Origin of the sequence: Streptomyces sp. NPDC101165, from assembly GCF_044768135.1 — a bacterium.
In the GTDB taxonomy this organism is placed as follows: domain Bacteria; phylum Actinomycetota; class Actinomycetes; order Streptomycetales; family Streptomycetaceae; genus Streptomyces.
In genome coordinates this window covers 1-22398 of sequence record NZ_JBIWPG010000033.1, presented here as the reverse complement: position 1 = coordinate 22398, position 22398 = coordinate 1, and the positions used below count along the sequence as shown (strand labels likewise).

Annotated in this window: 12 protein-coding genes; 5 read left to right on the top strand and 7 right to left on the bottom strand. The window is 69.4% G+C overall.

Going from position 1 to position 22398, the window contains the following annotated elements; translation table 11 throughout:
- The first annotated feature begins 31 nt into the window (after positions 1-31).
- Together ACIRVH_RS43255 and ACIRVH_RS43250 are read left to right on the top strand one after the other, a co-directional pair.
- The gene (locus tag ACIRVH_RS43255) at positions 32-3124 is read left to right on the top strand and encodes a glycoside hydrolase family 38 C-terminal domain-containing protein (protein WP_403965599.1); all 3093 of its coding nucleotides are present in this window, start codon (positions 32-34) and stop codon (positions 3122-3124) included.
- A gap of 3 nt (positions 3125-3127) precedes the next feature.
- Positions 3128-4378 (top strand): alpha-L-fucosidase, encoded by a 1251-nt coding sequence (locus ACIRVH_RS43250; protein WP_403965597.1) that lies wholly within the window; start codon positions 3128-3130, stop codon positions 4376-4378.
- A gap of 233 nt (positions 4379-4611) precedes the next feature.
- Here the strand turns inward: ACIRVH_RS43250 and ACIRVH_RS43245 are convergent, their stop codons facing one another.
- Positions 4612-6300 (bottom strand): carbohydrate binding domain-containing protein, encoded by a 1689-nt coding sequence (locus tag ACIRVH_RS43245; RefSeq protein WP_403965596.1) that lies wholly within the window; start codon positions 6298-6300, stop codon positions 4612-4614.
- A 219-nt stretch (positions 6301-6519) separates the two neighbouring features.
- Between ACIRVH_RS43245 and ACIRVH_RS43240 the strand changes: the two genes are divergently transcribed.
- Positions 6520-7782 carry a cytochrome P450 gene (locus tag ACIRVH_RS43240; RefSeq protein ID WP_403965594.1) on the top strand — a complete coding sequence of 421 codons (1263 nt, stop codon included), beginning with the start codon at positions 6520-6522 and terminating at the stop codon, positions 7780-7782.
- A gap of 121 nt (positions 7783-7903) precedes the next feature.
- Here the strand turns inward: ACIRVH_RS43240 and ACIRVH_RS43235 are convergent, their stop codons facing one another.
- The 3 genes from ACIRVH_RS43235 to ACIRVH_RS43225 all read right to left on the bottom strand — a co-directional run bounded on the left by ACIRVH_RS43235 (position 7904) and on the right by ACIRVH_RS43225 (position 16428).
- Positions 7904-9097 (bottom strand): NAD(P)/FAD-dependent oxidoreductase, encoded by a 1194-nt coding sequence (locus ACIRVH_RS43235; RefSeq protein ID WP_403965719.1) that lies wholly within the window; start codon positions 9095-9097, stop codon positions 7904-7906.
- Between the two features lie 53 nt (positions 9098-9150).
- Complete coding sequence (locus ACIRVH_RS43230) at positions 9151-15534, bottom strand: amino acid adenylation domain-containing protein (RefSeq protein WP_403965592.1); 6384 nt, start codon at positions 15532-15534, stop codon at positions 9151-9153.
- A 213-nt stretch (positions 15535-15747) separates the two neighbouring features.
- On the bottom strand, positions 15748-16428 hold the full coding sequence (locus ACIRVH_RS43225) for an FMN-binding negative transcriptional regulator (RefSeq protein WP_403965717.1): 681 nt from the start codon (positions 16426-16428) through the stop codon (positions 15748-15750).
- 678 nt (positions 16429-17106) lie between these two features.
- On the opposite strand from ACIRVH_RS43225, the gene ACIRVH_RS43220 reads away from it, so the two are divergent.
- Complete coding sequence (locus ACIRVH_RS43220) at positions 17107-17877, top strand: LmbU family transcriptional regulator (protein WP_403965590.1); 771 nt, start codon at positions 17107-17109, stop codon at positions 17875-17877.
- Positions 17878-18057: 180 nt separating this feature from the next.
- On the opposite strand, the gene ACIRVH_RS43215 is transcribed toward ACIRVH_RS43220, so the two are convergent.
- From ACIRVH_RS43215 to ACIRVH_RS43205, 3 genes are all read right to left on the bottom strand, one after another.
- Positions 18058-19317, bottom strand: a complete 1260-nt coding sequence (locus ACIRVH_RS43215) for a beta-ketoacyl-[acyl-carrier-protein] synthase family protein (protein ID WP_403965588.1) — start codon at positions 19315-19317, stop codon at positions 18058-18060.
- Positions 19314-19562, bottom strand: coding sequence for an acyl carrier protein (locus tag ACIRVH_RS43210; RefSeq protein WP_403965715.1), 249 nt, complete (start codon positions 19560-19562; stop codon positions 19314-19316). The genes ACIRVH_RS43215 and ACIRVH_RS43210 overlap by 4 nt, the downstream gene beginning before the upstream one ends.
- Positions 19563-19633: 71 nt before the next feature.
- On the bottom strand, positions 19634-20578 hold the full coding sequence (locus ACIRVH_RS43205; protein ID WP_403965586.1) for an ACP S-malonyltransferase: 945 nt from the start codon (positions 20576-20578) through the stop codon (positions 19634-19636).
- 356 nt (positions 20579-20934) lie between these two features.
- Here ACIRVH_RS43205 and ACIRVH_RS43200 point away from each other — a divergent pair.
- Positions 20935-22398 (top strand): condensation domain-containing protein (locus ACIRVH_RS43200; RefSeq protein ID WP_403965584.1); only part of this gene is annotated, 1464 nt, incomplete at its 3' end.

The following is a 22398-nucleotide window of genomic DNA, read 5'->3' as shown; positions in this document are numbered from 1 at the left end:
CGCTTTCCCTCCTCGCTTCCTGGAGACTGCCATGCACGATGAACGCCGTCGGATCGAGGAGCGCGTAGAGCGACTCCACAACCAGCGCATCAAGCCCGCGATCCACGCGGACGCCGTTCCCTTCGAGGTGGAGTCCTGGCAGGCCCCGGGAGAGCCGGTCTCCTTCGAGGAGGCCGCGGCCGCGCCGTACGAGCCCTTCGCGATGGACACCCCGTGGGGACCGCCCTGGGGCACGACCTGGTTCCGGATGCGCGGCCGGGTGCCCGCCGGGTTCGCGGGCCGGCGCGTCGAGGCCGTCATCGACCTCGGCTTCGTCGGCGACTGGCCCGGCAACCAGGCCGAGGCGCTGGTCCACCTGACGAACGGGACGCCGCTGAAGGCGGTCAACCCGCTCAACCAGTACGTGCCGATCGCCAACCCGGCGGCGGGCGGTGAGGCGGTGGACTACCTGGTCGAGGCGGCCTCGAACCCGGACATCCTCGCCCATGACTTCGCGGGCCCGACCCCGCTCGGCGATGTGCTGACGGCGGGCGACCGTCCGCTGTACACCTTCCGCCGCGCCGACATCGCCGTCCTCGACGAGGAGGTCTGGCACCTCGACCTCGACATCCAGGTGCTGCGCGAACTGATGCTGCAGCTGGGCGAGCACGACCCGCGCCGGCACGAGATCATGCACGCCCTCGACCGGGCCATGGACCTCCTCGACCTGGACGACGTCTCCGGCTCGGCGGCCGCCGTGCGCGAGGCACTGAAGCCGGCCCTGGCCAAGCCCGCGAACGCCAGCGCACACCTCATCTCCGGGGTCGGCCACGCCCACATCGACTCGGCCTGGCTGTGGCCGATCCGCGAGACCAAGCGCAAGACGTCCCGCACCTTCTCCAACGTGACCTCCCTGGCCGACGAGTACGAGGAGTTCGTCTTCGCCTGCTCGCAGGCCCAGCAGTACGAGTGGGTGCGCGACAACTACCCGCAGGTGTGGGCCCGCATCCAGGAGTCCGTCAAGAAGGGCCAGTGGGCGCCGGTCGGCGGCATGTGGGTGGAGGCCGACGGCAACCTGCCCGGCGGCGAGGCCCTCGCCCGCCAGCTCGTCCACGGCAAGCGCTTCTTCATCGAGCACTTCGGCGTCGAGACCAAGGGCGTGTGGCTGCCCGACTCCTTCGGCTACACCGCCGCCTACCCGCAGCTGGCCAGGCTCGCCGGCAACGACTGGTTCCTGACCCAGAAGATCTCCTGGAACCAGACCAACAAGTTCCCCCACCACACCTTCTGGTGGGAGGGCATCGACGGCACCCGCATCTTCACCCACTTCCCGCCCATCGACACCTACAACGCCCGCTTCAGCGGCGAGGAGATGGCCCGCGCGGTCCGCAACTACAGCGAGAAGGGCGGCGCCACGCGCTCCCTGGCCCCCTTCGGCTGGGGCGACGGCGGTGGCGGCCCCACCCGCGAGATCATGGAGCGGGCCCGGCGGCTGCGCGACCTGGAGGGCTCCCCGAAGGTCGAGATCGAACACCCCGACGCGTTCTTCGCGAAGGCCCGCGCCGAGTACCCGGACGCCCCGGTCTGGGTGGGCGAGCTGTACCTGGAGCTGCACCGCGCCACCTACACCTCCCAGGCCCGCACCAAGCAGGGCAACCGGCGCAGCGAACACCGGCTGCGCGAGGCCGAGTTGTGGGCGACGACGGCCGCGCTGCACGCGCCGGGCTACACCTACCCGTACGAGAAGCTCGACCGCCTCTGGAAGACGGTCCTGCTGCACCAGTTCCACGACATCCTGCCCGGCTCGTCCATCGCCTGGGTGCACCGCGAGGCGGAGGCCGAGTACGCCCGTGTCGCGGGGGATTTGGAGGAGCTGACCGCCGCGGCGGTGGCCGCGTTCGGCGCCGGCGGGACACGTGTGTTCAACACCAGCCCCTACGACCGTGCCGAGGTGGTCCGCACCTCCGGGGGAGCGCCGGCGTACGTGCGCGTGCCCGCGAACGGCAGCGCACCCCTCACGGATGCGGAGCCCCCGCGGCCGGTCACGGTCGGCGGCGGTGTCCTCGACAACGGTCTGGTCCGGGTGGAGGTGGCGGAAGACGGAACTCTGTCGTCCGTGTACGACCTGCGGGCGGACCGCGAGGTCCTCGCCGAGCGGGGCAACCTCCTGCGCCTCCACACCGACCTGCCCAACTACTGGGACGCCTGGGACATCGACAAGCACTACAAGAACCGGTACACGGACCTCCTGGACGCCGACTCCGTCACCGTGGTCGAGGACGGCCCGCTCGTCGGCGCGATCCGCGTCACGCGCTCCTTCGGCAAGGGTTCGACGATCACCCAGACCCTCACCGTGCGCGCGGGCAGCCCGCGGATCGACATCGAGACGGACATCGACTGGCACGAGACCGAGAAGATCCTCAAGGCGGCCTTCCCGGTGGACGTCCGGGCCCCGCACTCCTCGGCCGAGATCCAGTTCGGCCACGTCCAGCGCCCCACCCACACCAACACCAGCTGGGAGGCGGCCCGTTTCGAGGTCTCCGGCCATCGCTGGGTGCACATCGCCGAGCCCGGCTACGGCGTCGCGGTCCTCAACGACTCGACGTACGGGCACGACGTCTCCCGCACGGTCCGTGAGGCGAGCGAAGCGAAATGGGGGTCCCCCCGGCCGGAGGCCGGGGGAGGCACGACCACCACGGTCAGCCTGAGCCTGGTGCGCGCCCCGCGCGTCCCGGACCCCGGCGCCGACCAGGGCCGGCACCGGTTCACCTACTCCCTGCTGCCCGGCGCGGACATCGCGGACGCGGTCGCCGAGGGCTACGCGCTCAACCTCCCGCTGCGGGTGACGGACGCGGCGGGCGCGCCGGAGCCGGTCGTCTCGGTGGCCGGCGAGGGCGTGACGGTCGAGGCGGTCAAGCTCGCCGACGACCGCTCCGGTGACGTGGTCGTACGGCTCTACGAGTCCCGGGGCGGGCGGGCGAGCGGTGTGCTGCGCACCGGATTCCCGCTCGCAGGTGCCCAGGTCACCGACCTGCTGGAGCGGCCCCTGGAGGACGCCGTCGTGCGGGACGACGGCGGGGTCTCCGTCGCCCTGCGGCCCTTCCAGATCCTGACCCTGCGGCTGCGGCGCGCCGAGGTGGGCTGACCGATGGCCGTGCAACCCTGGTTCACCGACGCCAAGTTGGGGATCTTCGTCCACTGGGGCGTCTACGCGGTCGACGGCGTCCAGGAGTCCTGGTCGTTCTACGACGACATCGTGCCGTACGACCGGTACATGTCCCAGCTCGGCCGGTTCACCGCCGCGCGCTACGAACCACGCGACTGGGCGGCCCTGTTCGCCCGCGCGGGCGCCCGGTACGCCGTGCTGACCAGCCGGCACCACGACGGCGTCGCCCTGTGGGACACCGCGTACGGCGACCTCGGCCTGGGCCGCGACCTCATCGGACCGTACGCCGAGGCCCTGCGCGAACGGGGACTGAAGGTCGGCCTCTACTACTCCCACTCCGACTGGAGCCACCCCGACTACGCCTCCACGCGCAGACCGGGCCGGCCGCCGGAGCAGGAGGACAACCGGTACTCCGAGGTCGCGGCCGAGTTCGAGGACCTGGCGGCCTGGGAGCGGTTCCTCGCCTACCGGGACGGCCAGATCACGGAGTTGGCCTCCCGCTACCGGCCCGACCTGATGTGGTTCGACGGCGAGTGGGACCGCAGTGAGGAGCAGTGGCGCATCCCCGAACTCGCCGCGCTGATCCGCTCGTACAACCCGGACGTCGTCTTCAACGCCCGCATGCTCGGTGAGGGCGACTATGCCACGCCCGAGCAGGGTGCCCCGGTGGTTCCGCCGGACGGGCCCTGGGAGCTGTGCCTGACGATCAACGACTCCTGGGGCTTCCAGCACCACGACCACAACCACAAGTCGGTCGACCAGCTGATCCGGTACTTCACGGAGACCATCGGCGGCGGGGGCAACCTGCTGCTCGACGTCGGCCCGCGGGAGGACGGAACGATCCCGGCCGAGCAGGCCGAACGCCTGGAGGGGCTCGGCGACTGGATCCGCAGACACGCGGAGGCGGTGTACGGGACTGTGCGGGGGCTGCCCGCCGGGCACCACTACGGCCCGAGCACCCTGTCCCAGGATCGCCGCACCCTGTATCCGGTGCTCTTCGACGCCCCGCGCGCCGAGATCAACGTACGCGGGCTGCTCGGCAAGGTGCGCCGGGTCAGCGTGCTCGGCAGCGGCAGGGAGCTGGCCCACCGGGTCACCGGCGGTCTGCACGAGACGCCCGGGGTGCTGTGGATCGAGCCGCCCGCGCCGGCCGACCTCGACCTGCACGCCACGGTGCTCGCGGTGGAACTCGACGGTGAGCTGGAGTTCTACCGGGGAGCGGGCCGCTTCTGACGGCGGTGCACCCGCTTGCGCCCCGGGACATGTGCATCGGGTCGGCCGGTCGCTCCCCGTGACCGCGACCGACCGACCCGATCCCCCGTTCCCCCGTTGGTGCTTCCCCCGTTGCTCCCCCGTGTTTCCCGTTCCTGTATGTAGAGCGGCCAGGTCGCCGTCTGATACACCCCGGGCGGAAAAAAATCCCCCGGCTCGGGAGCCGGGGGATTCCGGTCGTGCCGGTGCCGTGCTCAGCCGGTGAACCCGGCCGTGATCGAGGTGAACTGCCAGGTGTTCTGGCTGATGCCGGAGCAGTTGCTCACCACGCCACCGCCGGGGCACGGCCGGTCGCGGTTGACCGCCCAGTAGGCGAGCCGGGCGATGTGGTGCGAGTTCGCCCAGTCGCGGATCTGGGTCCAGATCGCCGGGGTGGTGTTCTCCTGCTGGTCGGACAGGCCGTTCATGCCGGAGATGCCGATGTGGGAGTAGGCGGTCGCGTCGTCCCAGCCGAAGGTGGACTTCAGCTTGTTCTTCAGCCCCTCGGCCGCGTTGACCGTGTTGCCGTACATGTCGGAGCCGCCGCCGAAGTCGAACGGCATGATGGTGAAGACGTCGATGTTGGCGCCGAGCGACTGCGCCTGCTCGATGAGCCGGTTGCCGTAGTAGGTCGGGCCGGTGGTCGAGGTGCCGAAGGTGACGATGGTCTTCAGGCCGGGGTTGTTGGCCTTGACCGTCTTCAGGGCGGTGAGGATCTTCGCCTGGACGGCCTCGTTCTCGAACTCGTCCGAGTTCTCGATGTCCATGTCGATCGCCTTGAGCGAGTAGGCGTCGATCACCTTCTGGATCGCCCCGGCGAGCGCGCTCGACGAGGAGCAGTTGGCGCCCAGCTTGCTGCCCTGCCAGCCGCCGAACGACGGGACGATGTCACCGCCCGCCGAGCGGATCTGGTTGATGGCGGTCTGGTCGACACCGCCGGTCAGCGCACGGCTGCCGTCCCAGGCCGGGGTGCAGCCGCCCGAGTCCAGCACGAACGCCATCGTGAACCACTTGATGCCGGTCGCGCTCATCACCGTGCTCGGGCTCGGCGGATCGCCCCAGCCCTCGTACAGGTACGGCGCCGCCTGCTTGAAGCCGCTGCCTCCGCCGCTGCCCGCGTCCGTGGTGACGGACACGGAGTTGGAGGCCGCGGAGGTGTTCCCGGCCGCGTCCCGCGCCTTGACCGTGAAGGTGTACGCCGTGCTCGGCGACAGCCCGCTGACCGTGGCGGACGTGCCGGAGACGCTGAGCACCTGACTGGAGCCGCTGTAGATGTCGTACGCCGTCACGCCCACGTTGTCCGAGGAGGCGTTCCACTTGAGCGACACGCTCGACGAGGTCTTGCCCGTCGAGGCGAGCCCGCTGGGCGCGGTCGGCGCCTGGGTGTCCCCGCCGCCTCCGCCGCCGCCCGGGCCGTCCAGGCTGATGTCGTCGGCGTAGTAGGTGCCCTGCGCGTACCAGCCGTGCACATAGATGGTGGCGCTGGTCTGCGAGGCACCTGTCGTGAACGAAACACTGAGCTGGCTGTACGCGGACGGGGACGTCGTCCAGGTGGAGGCGCCGCCGTTGACGCCGAGGTACACGTACGAGCCGCGGACCCACCCGCTGAGGCTGTACGTCGTGTTCGGCTGGACCGCGACGGTCTGGCTGCACTGCGCGTTGTCGCTCGAAGTCACCGCGCCCTGCAGGGCCTTGGAACCGGCGTGCACGGGGGAGGAGACGACCGAGCCGAGGTTGCCGGTGCAGCTCCAGGGGGAGAGGCTGCCCGACTCGAAGCCGGGGTTGGTGAGGATGTTGGCGGCCTGAGCGGTGCCGGGGAGGGCGATGGCGCCGCCGAGCGCGAGGGCGGCGGTGCCGAGGAGGGCGAGAAGCCGACGTCTGGAACGTCTGAGTGTGTGGCGCACGCGATCTCCCTGTGGGGAATGGGGTGTTCGGGAGTGTGCAGGGGAGTGGGGGGTGCGCCAACCAAGTTGGTATGGACCAATCCCGGTGTCAAGGGGATGCACCGAGATTGGTCCAGACCGGTGTGAGAGCCTCACGCGTCCGTGCCGGGCTTCAAAAACTTCCGTCGCGTCTCGCGGCGAATCTAGAGTCGGCGGCGCGAGACTGTCGATGGAGGAGACATGGCGCCGCCCACCGATCGTTATGACCTGATGGATCCCGCGCTCATCAAAGACCCGTTCAGCGGATTCTCCCGGATCAGAGAGGAAAAACCGCTGGCCCGAGCCGTGCTTCCCGGCATACCGGGGACGATCTGGCTCGTCACGCGTTTCGACGACGTTCAGGCAGTACTGGGTGACCGACGCTTCGTCAACGATCCGGCCGGCGTGCCCGGGCCCGGTGTGAAGAACCTGCGGGCCGAGGCGGTGAAGGCGGCCGGAGTGCCCGAGGAGTACCTCGAATTCGTCACTCGGAACGTGGTGGACTTCGACGGGGCCGAGCATGTCAGGCTCCGCAGGCTCGTATCCCGCGCCTTCACGCCCCGCCGGATCGCCGAACTGCGGCCACGTGTCGAGGAGATCACCCGAGACCTCCTCGACGCCCTGCCTGACAAGGCGAGGAACGGAGTCGTGGACCTTGAGGAGCACTTCAACTTCCTCCTGCCGATCACCGTCATCTGTGAACTGGTCGGCGTGCCCGAGGAGGACCGCCCGAAGTGGCGTGAATGGAGCCGGGCGCTCGTCTCGATGAAGAGCGAACGGGTCGGCGTCGCCGTCAAGGAGGCCGTCGCCCACGTCCGGACGCTCATCGAGGCCCGCCGTGCCGAGCCTCACGAGGACCTGCTCACCGGGCTGATACGCGTCCAGGACGAGGACGGTGACCGCCTCTCCGACAACGAGATGGTCACCATGGTCCTGACCCTCGTCATGGCCGGTCACGAGACCACCGCCGGACTGCTGGGCAACGGCACCGCCGCCCTGCTCACCCACCCCGACCAGCTCGCCCTCCTGCGCGACGACCCGACCCTGGCACCCCAGGCCGTGCAGGAGCTCATGCGCTGGTGCAGCCCGATCCAAGCCCCGCGCATGCGGTACGCCATCGAGGACATCGAGTTCCACGGCGAGACGATCAGGCGCGGCGAGCCCGTCATCCCCATGATCGTCGCAGCCAACCACGATCCCCGCCGGTTCGCCGAACCGGAGCGCCTGGACATCAAACGGTCGACCGACGGGCGCAAGGAGGCACACGTCGGATTCGGCCACGGCCTCCACTACTGCCTCGGAGCGGCCCTGGCGAGGGAGGAGGCCGAGGTCGCCCTCGTCGCCGTCTTCCAGCGCTTTGCCGAGCTCACCCTCGCCGTACCGGCCCAGCGCCTGCGCCGCGTACCGCTGCCGCTCACCTGGCAACTCGTCCAACTGCCCGTGCGCCTGGGGGCCGTGACCTGACGCCGCTCGACGGGCGTGGCCCGAACGGGAGTGGCCTGGGCCCCGACCACATGGATGTGGTCGGGGCCCAGGCCATGTTGTTCTCCGCCCTGCCCTGCTCCCCGTCTCTGTCCCGGCGTGGCTAGCCTGCCTGAGCGACCTTCTCGAACAGCTCGGCGTTGTAGAACTCGTCGACGTCGATGGCGCCCGAGAGCGTCGCGAAGTAACGGTCTGTCAGGTCCTGGTCGCCGGCGATCGCACGGAACAGGGCGAGCCGGGCCTCCGGGACGCGCAGTTCGGCCACGGTCAGCGTGCTGCGGTAGAAGTCCATGAACCGCAGGTCGAGGTCTCGGGCGTAACGTCGCAGGGCGGCGTCGAGACGCTCCCGGTCGGCCAGAACGTCGCCGATGCGGTCCACGAGGAGCTGGGCCTGGAGGAAGGCGTCCATGATGCCGCGGGCCGCGATGGAATCCTTGTGGTGGGCGGCGTCCCCGACCAGAGCCCAGCCGGGACCGGCCGCCTGACGCAGGAAGTTGAGCTGCTCACCGGTGCCGTACAGCCGCTCCGCCTGATGCGCCGCGGCCATGCGCTCGTACAGCTCCGGTGCCGTGGTCCGGACGTTCTCGGTGAACGCGGACTGGGCGTCCCTGCGCACGGAGTCGAACTCCGACTGGGGGAAGTAGGCCATGACCAGCGTGCGCTTGTCGTTCGTCGGAATGACGCCGACCCAGCGGCCCGGTCTGTCGTACAGCTCGAAGTCCGCGGGCAGTCCGTCCCAGTAGCTGTAGTACGTGCACGTCAGCGGCGGGTCCTCGACGAGCGTTCGCGCCTCCACGAGCCGCGCCACGAGCGAACGCATGCCGTCCGCGCCCACCACCAGCCGGGCGCGTTCGACGTGTTCGTGCCCTTCGGCCGTCCTGTAGGCGACGCCGGTCACCCGGTCGTTCTCGAAGAGGAGGCTGGTGACCTGGCAGCCCTGCCGGAGCTCCCCCCCAGCGGCCACCGCGCCGTCGGCGAGGATGGGGTCGAGCACGAAGCGCCGGGGCGCGTATGCCGTGCGGTGGCCGTCCACCGGCAGCGAGCAACCCTGGAGCCGCACATCACCGACGTGATAGACGACCCGGTCGATGGGCTGGACGTCGGTCGCCCGCAGGGCGTCGAGCAGTCCCCAGCGGTCGAGAAGTGCGATGCCCGGCTGGTGGATGTAGTGCGAGGAAAGCGTGTCCCTGGGGAAACGCGCCTTCTCCAGGAGGAGGACGCGGTATCCGGCGCGGGCCAGCAGCATGGCTGTCGGAGCTCCCGCACACCGCGCGCCCACAACGATGACGTCGTACATGGCGAATCCCATCCTGTGACTGGTGAAGACTGCTGTGCGTGTTCCGGGCGCGATCAGTTGCGCTGTCTGCGTTCCTTGGCCACCTCGTGCAGACTGGGCCGACGGGATCTGGCGGACTGATCGGTGCGCGCCGCCAGTTGGGCGACCGTGGTGCACTCGAAGAGCGTCCGGATCGGAACCTCCACACCGAGCAGGCCACGGATCCGGGCGACCAGCTTGATCGCCAGCAGCGAATTCCCGCCCATGGCGAAGAAGTCGTCGTCAATGCCGACCCGGCCGACTCCGAACATCTCGGCGAACAGTTCCGTGAGGGCCTTCTCCTGCGCCGAACGGGGAGCACGGTAGGGCTTCTTGACGGGCTTGGACGTCGGTCCCCTGTCCCGCTGGGCTGCCCGCAGGTCCCTCAGTGCCTGGTGTTCTCCGGGCGGGGGCGTCGGAATGCCGTCAAGGGCGCGGTGAGGGCTGTCGGTCACGTGTTTGAGGATGCGGGCACAGTGCGTGGCGATGTGTCCGGCGGTGGCGGGGTCGATGAGGTCCTGCCGGTACTGGAGAGTCAGGTGCAGGTCCGGGCTGGTGGTGGCGGTGAGGGTGAGGGGGTAGTGGGAGCCCGAGTAGGGGCGGATCCCCGTGACCTCCAGGTGAGCGGTGGTTGCGGTGTCGGTGAGGGTGGTGCGGTCGATGGGGTAGGACTCGAAGGCGATGAGGGTGTCGAAGAGGGGGGTGCTCATCCCGGTGTTCTGTTGGATGGCGGTGAGGGGGTAGTGGTGGTGGTCGAGGAGGGCGGCCTGCCGGTTCTGGAGGGTGGTGAGGAGGTCGGCGGGGGTCTGTGCGGGGGTGCAGTCGACGCGGACGGGGAGGGTGTTGATGAAGAGGCCGATCATGTGGTCGGCGTCGGGGAGGTCGGCGGGGCGTCCGGAGACGGTGGCGCCGAAGACGATGTCGTTCTGGCCTGTGAGGGCGGAGAGAAGGATGGCCCAGGTGCCCTGGACGAGGGTGTTGAGGGTGATGCCGAGTTCGGCCGCGCAGCGGGCCACGGCCCGGGCGTCAGGCACGTCGATGCCGAGCTGGCCCAGGCCGGTGCCGGCCGCGGACGGTTCGGCGTTCGGAGCGAGCAGTGTGGGCTGCTTCAGGCCGGCCAGTTCTTGGGTCCAGGCGTGGGCGGCGGTTTTGTGGTCGCGGTGGGTGAGATAGGTGAGGTGGTCGCGGTAGGCGGGGGGACGGGGCAGGGGGGTGGTGTCGCCGTTGGTGGTGTAGAGGCGGAGCAGGTCGTTGAGGAGGAGGGGGAGGGACCAGCCGTCGAGGAGGACGTGGTGGGCGGTGAGGACGAGTTCGCTGCGGTCGTCCGTCAGGCGGACCAGTGCCAGGCGGAGCAGGGGCGGTCGTTCCGGGTGGAAGTGGGCGGTGCGGTCCTCGGCGAGGAACTGTTCGAGGGCCGTGTCGCGTTCCTGGTCGGGCAGGTGTCGTAGGTCGTGGAGTTGCCAGGGCAGTTCGACTGTGGTGGGGATGAGTTGGGTGAGGTTCCCGGTGGTGTCGGGGGCGAAGGCGGCGCGCAGGTTGGGGTGGCGGTCCAGGAGGGCCTGGCCGGCGGCGTGCATGCGTTGTGGGTCCACTGGTCCGGCCAGGTGGAAGGCCATCTGCATGTGGTAGGCGTCGTAGGCGCCGTCGGCGAGCAGGGCGTGGAAGAGGAGACCGGACTGCAGCGGGGTGAGCGGCCAGGCGTCGGCCAGGCCGGGGTAGGTGTTCTCCCAGGTGTCGATGTCGGTCTGGGTGGTGGTGAGCAGGGGGAGGTCGGTGGGGGTCAGGCCGCCGGCGCCGGGGGTGGCGGCATGGCGGGTGAGGGCCTTCAGGGCGGACTGCCAGTGCTGGGCGAGTTCGTCTACGTCCGTCTGGTCCCAGATCCCGGTGGGGTAGGAGAGCAGGGCGGTCAGCTGGGGGCCGTGGCCGGTGTCGGTGACCAGGGCGTTGATCTCCAGCGCGGACATCGCGGGCATGTCCGGGTCGGGTGTGGGGATGAGTTCGCCGGCGCCCAGGACGGGGGTGAAGCCTTCACCGCGCAGGTGCTGGGGCATGTCGGCGGTGGAGAGGTGACCGAGGTAGTTGAACCCGATCTGCGGATCCGACAGTCCGGCCAGCTCTTCGGCGGTCTCGGGGTTGAGGTGGCGTAGCAGGCCGTAGCCGATGCCCTTGTGCGGGATGGCGCGCAGTTGTTCCTTGACCTGTTTGACGGCTAGGCCCGCGGCGGCTTTGCCGGTGAAGGCTTCGTCGAGGTCGCAGCCGGTCACGTCCAGACGGACGGGGAACATGCTGGTGAACCAGCCCATGGTGCGGGACAGGTCCGCACCCGGCACCAGGTCCTGCTCTCTGCCGTGTCCCTCCAGCCGCACCAGCACCGAGGACTCAGCCATGCCGCGTTCGGCGCGCCATCGGGCCACGGCCAGGGCGAGTGCGGTCAGCAGGCCGTCGTCGACTCCGGCGTGGAAGGCGGCCGGCAGCACGGTCAGCAGGGCCCGGGTCGTCTCGACCGGGAGGGTGATCCGCACCGACTCCACGGTGGCCATCACGTCCACCGCCGGGTCCGGGCGACGCCTGCCCAGCACCGGGTCCGGGCCGTCGAGGATCTCTCGCCACATCGGCAGTTGTTCCGCCTGACCGCCGGTGGTGGCTTGGTGTGTCAGGGCGTGGGTCCAGCGGCGCATGGAGGTGCCCACCGGATCCAGGACGACCGGCCGGCCGGCGCGGGTCTGTTGCCAGGCCGCGGCCAGGTCCGGGACCAGGATCCGCCAGGACACCCCGTCCACCACCAAATGGTGCAGCACCACCAGCAGCCGCCCCGCAAGGGTGTCGTCGGTGGGGGTGAACCATACGAACTGCGCCATCACCCCGCCCCGCGGATCCAGCCGGCCCGCCGCCGCATCCAGCTCCACACCCGCCCGCTCCTGCCAGGCCGCATCCCACGAGCCGTCACATTCGACCCGGTGAATCAGACCGGTGAGCGGGACCATTCCCGCGGGCTGCACGTCCAGGGAGCCCTCCTGCGGCACCAGCCTGGAACGCAGGACATCGTGATGGTCGATCACTGCGGCCAGCGTCGCGGTCAGACCCGACTCATCGATACCCTCCGGCAGCTGCAGCAGCGCGGCCATCGCGAACCGGTCGTACGCATCGCCCTGTTCCAGCAGGAACCGGCCCGCCGGAGGCAACGGCATCCAGCCGACACCAGCGCCCTCCAGTTCCTCCAGCCGGACCACGTCACCGGCCGTCGAGGCCACCCGGGCCAGTTCGGCCACCGTCCTCGCTTCGAAGATCTGCCGCGGGGTGACCTCGAATCCCTGCCGGCGCGCCCGCGCCACCACCTGGATCGACCGGATCGAATCCCCGCCCACAGCGAAGAAGTCGTCATCCACGCCGACCCGGTCCAGACCCAGCACCTCCGCCACGACCTCGGCCAGAACCCGTTCGGCTGGATTCGAGGGAGCGCGGTAGAGGGTCGCGGTGAACTCCGGCTCGGGCAGGGCGGCCCGGTCCAGTTTGCCGTTCGCGGTCAGTGGCAGCCGCTCCAGCATCACGAACGCGGACGGCACCATGAACTCCGGCAACCGCGCCGACACGAACGCTCGCAGCTCCGCCACCGACACACCGGCACGGGCCTCGAATTCCAGCTCACCGCTGTCGTTGACTCCGCCGACGCAGTCCGTCGTCACGACATAGGCGACCAGTCGCCTACCCCCACCGCGGCCCGCCCGGGCGACCACCACCGCCTGCGCGACAGCCGGATGGGAAGCCAGCACCGCCTCCACCTCGGCCGGCTCGATACGGAAACCACGCACCTTCACCTGGGTGTCCGCACGGCCGACGTACTCCAGCACGCCGTCGGCCGCCCACCGGGCCAAGTCCCCGGTGCGGTACATCCGCTGCCCCGCAGGACCGAACGGGTCCGCCACGAACCGCTCCGCGGACAGATGCTTCGGCCCCAGGTAGCCGCGCGCCAGTCCGACGCCGGCGATATACAGCTCGCCCACGGTACGTGGCGGTACCGGACGCAGCGCGCTGTCCAGGACGTAGGTGCGCATGTTGTCCATGGGACGTCCGATCGGCAGAACGTCGGCGACCTGGCCGGTGGAGTCGACGCGATGGCAGGTCGCGAAGGTCGTGGTCTCCGTGGGGCCGTAGCCGTTCACGACGGCGATGCCGGGGCATGCGCGCAGGACGTCGGTGACCGCGGACGGCGGTACCACGTCGCCACCGGCCCAGACCTCGCGTACACCGGCGAAGCAATCGGGACGTTCCTCGGCGATGGCGGCGAAGAGCCCGGCCGTCAGCCAGAGCGAGGTGATGCGGTACTCGGCCACGAGGCCGGCCAGCATGTCGGCGTCCAGCCCCTGTGGCGGGGCGACGACCACCTGACCGCCGCGGAGCAGGGGCACCCACAGTTCGAAGGTGGAGGCGTCGAAGGTGTGGGGCGAGTGCAGGAGGACGCAGTCCTGGGCGCCGCTCTCCCACCTCCGGTCCCGCGCCAGCCCGACGACGGCGCGGTCGGTGATTGTGATGCCCTTCGGCACTCCCGACGAGCCTGAGGTGTACATGCAGTAGGCGGCCTGGTCGGCACGGCGCGGGCGGGCCGGCGGTGCCTCACCGGGGAGTTCCGACACGGCTGATCGTGTGGCCGGATCGTCCAGAACCACGACGGGCGGGCCGACGGTGGGCAGCTCTCTCACGATCTGTGAGGTGGTGAGCAACAGGGACGCCCGCGCTTCGCGGAGGATGAACTCCAGGCGTTCGGCCGGGTGGTCCGGGTCGAGGGGAAGGTAGGCCGCACCGGACTTCAACACCGCGAGGGTCGCCACCACGAGCTCGGGCGAGCGCGGCAGCGCCAGGGCGACCGTGGTGTCCGGGCCCGACCCGCGCCGGACCAGTTCGTGTGCCAGTCGGTTGGCGGCGGTGTCCAACTCCCGGTAGGTGAGCGCGGTGTCGCCGGTGACCAGCGCGTACCGGTCGGGAGTGGCGGCCGTCTGCCGCTCGTAGAGGTCGGGGAGGGTGAGGTCCGGGATCGGCGCCGTAGTGTCGTTCAGCTTCTCCAGCTGCCACCGGCGAGCGGCAGGCTGCCACACGTCCAGAGCGCCCACCCGGACACGCGGCTCTGCGGCCACCGTGCGCATCAGGGCGATGAACCGGTCGGACAGACCTTGGACGTCCGCGGCGGCATACCCGGCGGACGGTGCGTCGATGCGGATCTGCAGGTCGCCGCCCAGGCTGCTGCCGTCGATCACGGTGATCATCAGCTCGTCCAGCGTGGGGAACGAGCCTCCCGCGAAGGAGGCCGCACTCCCGTCGAAGTCCGGTCCGTTCGCGGGTACTTGGATGAAGTTGAGGATGACGCCGAGCGGGCTGCGGACGGAGCCCGACTGGCCCATGGCGCGCTTGACGTCCGATATGAGGTGCAAGGAGTGCCGCAGAACGGTGGACTTCGCGGTCGCCACTGTGGAGGCGAGGTCGGCGAAGCCGGCCGTCAGCGGCACCTTGACGCGCAGGGGAACGAAGTTGGCCATGAGTCCGGGAATGTGCCGGGTCCGTCCGCGGCGGTTGTTCACGGCCAGGGAGAAGACCGGTTCCGTCAGGTCGCAGGCATGGCGGAAGAACACGGCGGCGGCCGTCGTCAGAAACGTCGACATCGTCATGCCGGCCGCGTCGGCGGCGCGTGCCCACTGCTCGGCTTCCTGCCTCGTGATGGTGACCGTGCGGTTCAGTACGCCGACCGAGGCGGCCACATCGGCCCATACGGAGGGGGACGACGAGGGCGTGTCGGTGCCGAGACCCTTGGGCAGTCGCACCACTTCCGGGTCGTCCGCCAGATAGTCGCGCCAGAACTGCGCGTCCCGCGCGAAGCGTTCGGATCCCCGATATCGGGCGTCTTCCTCGTACAGGGGTGTCGGGTCGGCACCCGGCCATTCCGGCATCGGCGTTCCGCGCTTGAGCGCGGTGTAGGTCTGGGCGAGGTGGTTGCTCACGGCTGCCACACCGAAACCGTCCGTCACGATGTGGTGGGCGATGACCGTGAGGAAGAAGCGCGTGTCACCGAGCCTGATCAGGCCCATGCGATAGAGCAGGTCGTGTTCCAGGTCGAAGGGCCGGCCCACGTGTTCGGCCATCAGCGCATGGGCTGCCGCCTCCGGATCGACGGTGCCGCGCACGTCGTCGTAGAAGGGCTTCCAGTCGCCGAGCCCGCGGGGTACGACGCGCAGCCCGTCGGTGTCCTCGCGGAAGTTCACGAGGGCGGTGCCGGTCTGGCTGAGCACCGCGCGGAAGGCGGAATCCATCACGGCCGGGTCGATCTCACCGTCGATCTCCCAGACGGCGGCGAGATTGTTCGACACGCTCGGAGCCAGTTTCTGTGCGAGCCACATGCTCACCTGTGCGGACGAGGCGATGACTGCGGACACGGAGGACTCACCTTTCCGACGAGATTCGGGACCGGGTGAAACTGAGGTTCTCGGTGGTTCTTGGCGAGCGCCTCACAAGCCAGGGGCGGCGAGTGAGGCACAGGGCGGTGAGTGAGGCGCGGGGCGCCGTCTCCCGCGGTCGGCCACCCTTCGTGCAGGGCGGGATGTCCCGCTGGCGGGACAGGTGCCGGTGCCGTGCCGGGCCTGCCGCCGTCAGGCCCCGGTGGACTCCTCGGTTCCCACGACCTGGGGCAGCCGGCTCATGAGTTCGGCCACGTCGCGGTGGCGCGTGCAGGAGCTCCGCGCGAAGGTCTGCTGCACACGGTCGGAGATCTCCGGATTCTGTTCCTGACTGAGCTTGAACATGCTGTCGACCCGAGCCACTTCGATTCGAAAAGCGCCAACAGCGGAAACTATCTGACGGAAGTAGTCCACCGAGCTCGACATGTCCCAGTTGTCGCCGAACCGGGCTTCGAACGCGCGCACGGTGGACTGGACGACCCCGAGGGTCCGCTCCGCGGCAGCCTCGGGGTCGAGCCTGCTCAACACGCCGTGCACATGCACGGAAGTGAAGTTCCATGTCGGGGCGGCCGGCGTCTTCGCGTAGACGGTCGGAGAGACGTAGGCATGGGCCCCGGTGAATACCGCCAGGACCCGCATTCCGTCCTCGAGCGACCGCCAGTGCGGATTGGCCCTGTTCATGTGACCCAGCAGGGTCGTGTCGGTCAAATCGGCGGGCGTGTGCTCCGTTGTCTCCGGATCGAGGATGAGGGGCAGGTGGGTCGCAAACGGGACGTCGTTGTTGCTGCCGTTGGTCATCAGAACGGCCAAAGGGCAGGAGCGAACCAGGTCGACCGCCCACGAGGCGTCCGGTTCACGGTAAGGGCCGGGCACGAACAACCGAGTCACGTCCTTTCGGCGACTGGCTCGTATTTGGCGGGAGCCACGCGGATTCCAATTTGTCTCTCGTCGAGGTCGGAAGCAAGATAGTCGAGCCCGTATGGGAATAGTCAATAAAGGGTGTTCGGTTCGCCGTCGTGGTCTGCCGAGGGGGTTGGGGGACGGATGGCAAGGTCGACGGGGCCGTCCTGACGCGTTCTTAACGCGACGCGCCGGTAACACCGTCGCTGTCGTCACCGCGGCCGGTGCGAAAGGTGAAGGTGTGGCGGCAACGCCACCTGAGCAGCGAGTATGCGTGGGCGGGTATGTGGGCGCTCTGGTCCCGGTGACGCCCTGGGCGTTCCGTTTCGGCCATGTTCCATATAGGAGAAAGATGAACAGTCGTTGCTTGAAGCATCGGCGTCTACGTCGAGAGGGGAGTCTTCCCAGGTGGCAGCGGTGATCCCGTTTTAAGGGGCGCCGCAGCGCGTGTCGGCGATGCCGGAAGGACGTCGCGCAGGTGTTTGTGTTGAGACAGTGGCGAAGCCGGGGAGTGGTATGTAAGGGTATGGCGCCAAGAGACATGAGCGGTGCGCCCTTGTTTCAAGGGATACGGCTCACTTACGCGAAGCAGAACGGATCACTTTGCTCCGGGATAGAAGTGAAGAACTCCTACGGCACCGGGGGACTGTCGTGGCCAAGGAAAGAAACAATACAGCAAACGCCGGCCAGCCAGTGATGATCAACGTGACCGGTCCGGTCGCGCTCCGAAAGACCGGACTGGTAATTCCTGGACAGTTATCCCTCACCGTGTGGGAAAAGATAGGGACAGAACTCGCCTCGTTGACCGACTCGTCGACCTGGTGGCTCGCCGACTGGGTGCTGTACGGCGAGACCGCCTACACCGGACGGTACCGAGAAGTGATCGAACGAACGGGACTGGGCTACCAGACCCTGCGCAACTACGCCTGGGTCGCACGCCGGTTCGGTCTTCCCCGCCGCCGGGCCGGTCTCAGCTTCGCGCACCACGCGGAGGTCGCCGCCTTGGGGCAGGCCGAGCAGGACTACTGGCTTCACTGGGCCGAACAAGAGGGCTGGTCCCGCAACCAGTTGCGCAAGGAAATACGAGCCAGCCTCGCCGAACGGGAGGGTGCCGAGGCGCGGGCCCTGCCGGCGCGCGACGAGCAGGCCTCCGCTGTAGACGCCGGGCTGCGGTGCGACCGGTCGGACGTGCTGGAAGGCATCGCGATTCCCCGGGGGTCGAGCCGATCGATCGAGATCCGGCTCTCTCCCGAACAGTTGACACGTTGTGAGCAGCTTGCCACGGCCCACGGGCTGAGCCTGGACGACTGGGCGGCCGAAGTGCTCCGCGCGGCCATGGACGAGCTGGAGTCGTCGAAGCGGGGCCGGCAGACCGTGAGAATGGTCCGGAGTTCCTCCGGCCTCCAACCGTGTGACCTCTGACCCCGACACCTGCCCCGATGGCACGGCCGGGACGGACGGTGACGCCCTATCCCGGCCCTGGTCGACCGGCCTACGCGAGGAATCCGCCGCGGCCGGTTCCGTGTCTTCGTGCTCTCCGCCTTGACGGGGCGCTCGCCCTTCGCCCTCGGTACTCGTGATCGCCGGACTCGCGTGGACGCGTCAGATCGTCCGGAACGCCGTCACCACGTTGTGTCCTCCCAACCCGAACGAGTTGCTCAGTGCGCCCAGTTCGCCGTCCGGCAGCTTGCGAGGCTCCCGTGCCACGTCGAGGCGGATCTCGTCGTCGTAGTCGTCCTGGTTCAGGGTGGGCGGCACCAGACGATGGTGCAGCGCCAGGACCGTCGCGATCGATTCGACGACTCCCGCCCCGGCCATCAGATGCCCCATGGCGGACTTCGGCGCGGTGACGACGACGTCGTCGGTGTGCGCGCCGAGCACCGAACGGATCGCGACCGACTCGATGAGGTCGCCCTGCGGAGTCGAGGCCGCGTGCGCGTTCACGTGGGCGATCTGACTCGGCTCCATGCCCGCGACAAAGAGCGCTTCACGTATCGCGGCCGCCTCCCCGGCACCGGTGGGATCGGGCAGCGCGAAGTCGTACGCATCGGCGGAATACCCGGCGCCGGCCAGTTCCGCGTACACCCGCGCCCCGCGCTCCGCCGCGTGCCGGGCCGACTCGAGCACCAGCATGGCCGCGCCCTCACCGAGTACGAAGCCGTCCCGTGTCCTGCCGAACGGCCGTGCCGCCCGGCCCGGTTCGTCATTGCGGGAGGACAGCGCCCGCATCGCGCCGAAGGACGCCAGCCCGATGGGATGCAGCAGGGCGTCGGCACCGCCGGCCACGACCACGTCGGCCTTGCCCGACATGATCAGCTCGCGGCCGCGTCTGATCGCGTCGTTACCCGTCGCGCAGGCCGCGTTCGGCGTCTCGACCGCCGCCTTGGCACCCAGGCCGAGGCTCACCCAGGAGGCGACGGCGTCGGGCAATGCCCTGCTCGGGGTGAACGGTGAGACGTACCGGGGGCCCTTCTCCTTCAGCGCGTCCCAGGCCTGGAGCAGACTGCCGATGCCGCCCATGCAGGAACCGACCGACACCGCGAGCCGTTCGCCCGGCATCCCCCGACCGGTGTCCGCGAGGCCGGCCAGCCCGGAGTCACGCCAGGCCTCCTGCGCCGCGACCACGGCGAACTGCCCGCACCGATCCAGCTTGCGGGCAGCGCTCGGAGACAGCGACTTCGCCGGATCGACCGCTGCGGGCGCGCCCAGACGGCTCGGAAAGTCCTTGTACCCGGGATCCGTCAGAGCCGTGACGGCGGAGCGTCCGGCCAGCAGTCCTTCCCAGGTCGACGCGACATCGCCACCCAGCGGTGTGACGGCCCCGAGCCCGGTGACCAGCACTCGTGTGTCCATGAGGGTCACGCCTGCTCGCGCTCGATGTAGGCGGTCACCAATTCGACGGTGGGAAGCCGGTGCAGTTCCTCGTCGGGGATCTTCACCCCGAACGTCTCCTCGGCCGCCACCATGATCTCCACCATCGACAGCGAGTCGAGCTCCAAGTCGTGCACCAGGTTCTTCCCGGGCTGGATGTCGTCGAGTGGCACCCCGGCGATCTCATGGACGATCCGGGAGAACTCCGAGCTGATTTCCTCATGGGTGGACACGATGACGCTCCTTCGATCGTGAGGAAGGCGGGTTGCGTTCCCGGGACGGCCGGTACCCGTGCGGGCCCGCATGATCACGCCGGCCCCGGGGCGGTGTTGTGTTTGTCGACGAAGACACGCGCGTCGTCGAGCTGGTCGGGGGTGTTCAGGGCGAAGGTCTCGACGTCCGGCAGCGCACGCCGCGCGATCCGGGTCAGGGTGCTGGCAGGCGGCAGCTCCAGCAGACCGGTGACACCCAGCCGCGTCATGGTCTCCATGCACAGGCCCCACCGCACCGGGAGACTGACCTGCCGCACGATCCGGTCCAGCATCTCCCGCCCGTCCGTCACGACCTCCCCGTCCCGGTTGGACAGCAGCCGGGCAGGGGGCGTCAGGGGCGTGATCGCCCGGGCACAGCGGCCGAGGCGCACGGCCACGTGCTCGACCTCCGGGGTGTGGAAGGCGCCCGCGATCTGCAGCGGACGGATCCGGGTCGCCGCGGGAGGCTCGGCGACCAGCCGCGCGATGGCCTCCCGCGCACCCGCGGCGACCACCTGCCCCGGCCCGTTGTCGTTCACGGTGACAAGGCCATGGCGCTCGATCGTGGCCTGTACGTCGTCGGGGTCCCCACCGAGGACGGCGACCATGCCCGCCCTGGACTTCGCCGCCGTCGCGGCCATGGCCCTGCCGCGTTCACGGACGAGCACCATGGTCTGTTCCTCGCTGAGCATCCCGACACTCGCCGCGACCGTGAGCTCGCCGAGACTGTGTCCGGCCGCGACATCGAGCAGGGCGGGCCGGCCGGCCGACCGCGAGAAGAGCGCCCGCGCGCCGAGCAGTCCCGTTCCCACGATCAACGGCTGCGCTATCGCGGTGTCCCTGATGGAGTCGGCATCGGCCTCGCTTCCGTAGTGCTCCAAATCGATGCCACACACCGTCGAAAGCCAGTGAATATGGTCGGCGAATGCCGGCTCCTCCAGCCAGGATTTCAGGAACCCGGGAATCTGGGCGCCCTGTCCGGGCGCGACCATCACAAGCATGCGCCGAAGCATCGCAAGGGAAATCCCATTAGGGCAATCCTCGGCAATGGTGACCCCAAGTCACCTACAGCCACGGCGACTTGGGGATGGGAAAGCCTTGACAGCTCTCACTCGCCCGCCACGCCCCCCTCGCCGGCGTGAAGTTGTCCCGCTGGCGGGACAACTTCACGCTACCGGCCAACAGTGGCGGTGGCTCGACGGCCCAATGCGACCGCGAGAATGCTGCACTTCGGCTTCCGCGCTGCCTATGGTGCTTTCCGCATTGCCGGTTCCGGACACCAATTGAGTCGTCGATGCCGACCCGCCTCCGCGGGCTCCCGTACGCATCAGCTGGATGGCCGAGGAATAGAGGTCACATGATTCCGTTGTCGTTCGCGCAGCGTCGGCTGTGGTTCATTCACCGGTTCGAGGGCCCGTCGGCCATGTACAACGTGCCGTTCGTCCTGCGGCTGTCTGGTTCGCTGGACGTACAGGCGCTGGCTGCGGCGGTACGGGATGTGGTGGTCCGGCACGAGAGTCTGCGGACCGTGTTCGTCGAGGACGAGGACGGGGTGCCGTTCCAGCGTGTGCTGCCCGCGCACGAGGTCGCGCTCGACGTCACCGTCACCCAGGTCGGGCGCGAAGCCCGCGACACGGCCGTGCACGAGGCCGTGACGTACGCCTTCGACCTGGCCGCGGAGATTCCCGTACGCGCCCGGCTGCTGCGCGTCACGCCCGAGGAACACACCCTCGTCCTGGTCGCCCATCACATCGTCTGCGACGGTGAGTCCGCGGCACCCTTCGCCCGCGACCTCGTCACGGCGTACGCCGCGCGCCGCGACGGACGGGAACCGGGGTGGGAGCCCCTCGAGGTGCAGTACGCCGACTACACCGTGTGGCAGTCCGAGCTGCTCGGCGACGAGTCTGACCCGGAGAGTGTGGCGGCCGCGCAGACCGCGTACTGGCGCGACGAACTCAGCGGTGTTCCCGCCCCGTTGGAACTGCCCACCGACCGACCCCGACCGCCCGTGGCCGGCCGGCGTGGCGGCCTCGTCGAGCACCCGCTCACACCCGAACTCGTGTCGGCGGTCGAGGAACTCGCGCAGCGCACCGGATCGACGGCGTCGATGGTTCTGCAGTCGGCTCTCGCCGTGTTGCTGCATCAGTTGGGGGCCGGTGAGGACATCCCGATCGGTGCGCCGATCGCCGGTCGTACGGATGAGGCTCTGTCCGATCTGGTCGGGTTCTTCGTCAACACGTGGGTGCTGCGGGCCGATCTGTCCGGGAACCCGAGTTTCGAGGAGCTCCTGGAGCGGGTGCGCGGCAAGGCGCTGAGTGCGTACGACAACCAGGACCTCCCGTTCGAGCGACTGGTGGAGCTGCTCAACCCCGAGCGTTCCACTGCCTACCAGCCGCTCTTCCAGGTCATGTGCGCCTGGCAGATCGCCTGGCCGGATCTGCGACTGTCCGGACTGAGAGCGGAGTTCGAGCCGCAGACGACCGGACAGGCGAAGTTCGACCTGTTCTTCAACATCATCCCTGACGCCACCGGGGGCGCGCAGATCCGGCTCGAGTACGCCGCGGACCTGTTCGACCACGGCACCGCCGAACGGATCGCGGAACGCTTCGAGCGAGTCGTACGGCAGGTGGCCGCCGATTCCCGGACACGTGTCGGCGCCGTCCAGGTGCTGGACCCCGAGGAGCACGAGGCGTTGGTGGTGCGGGGGGTGAATGAGACCGGGGTGCCGGTGTTGCCGGTGTCGGTGGGGGAGTTGGTGGAGCGGCGGGTTGCCGTGTCGCCGGATGCGGTTGCGGTGGTGTGTGGGGATGTCTCCCTGTCG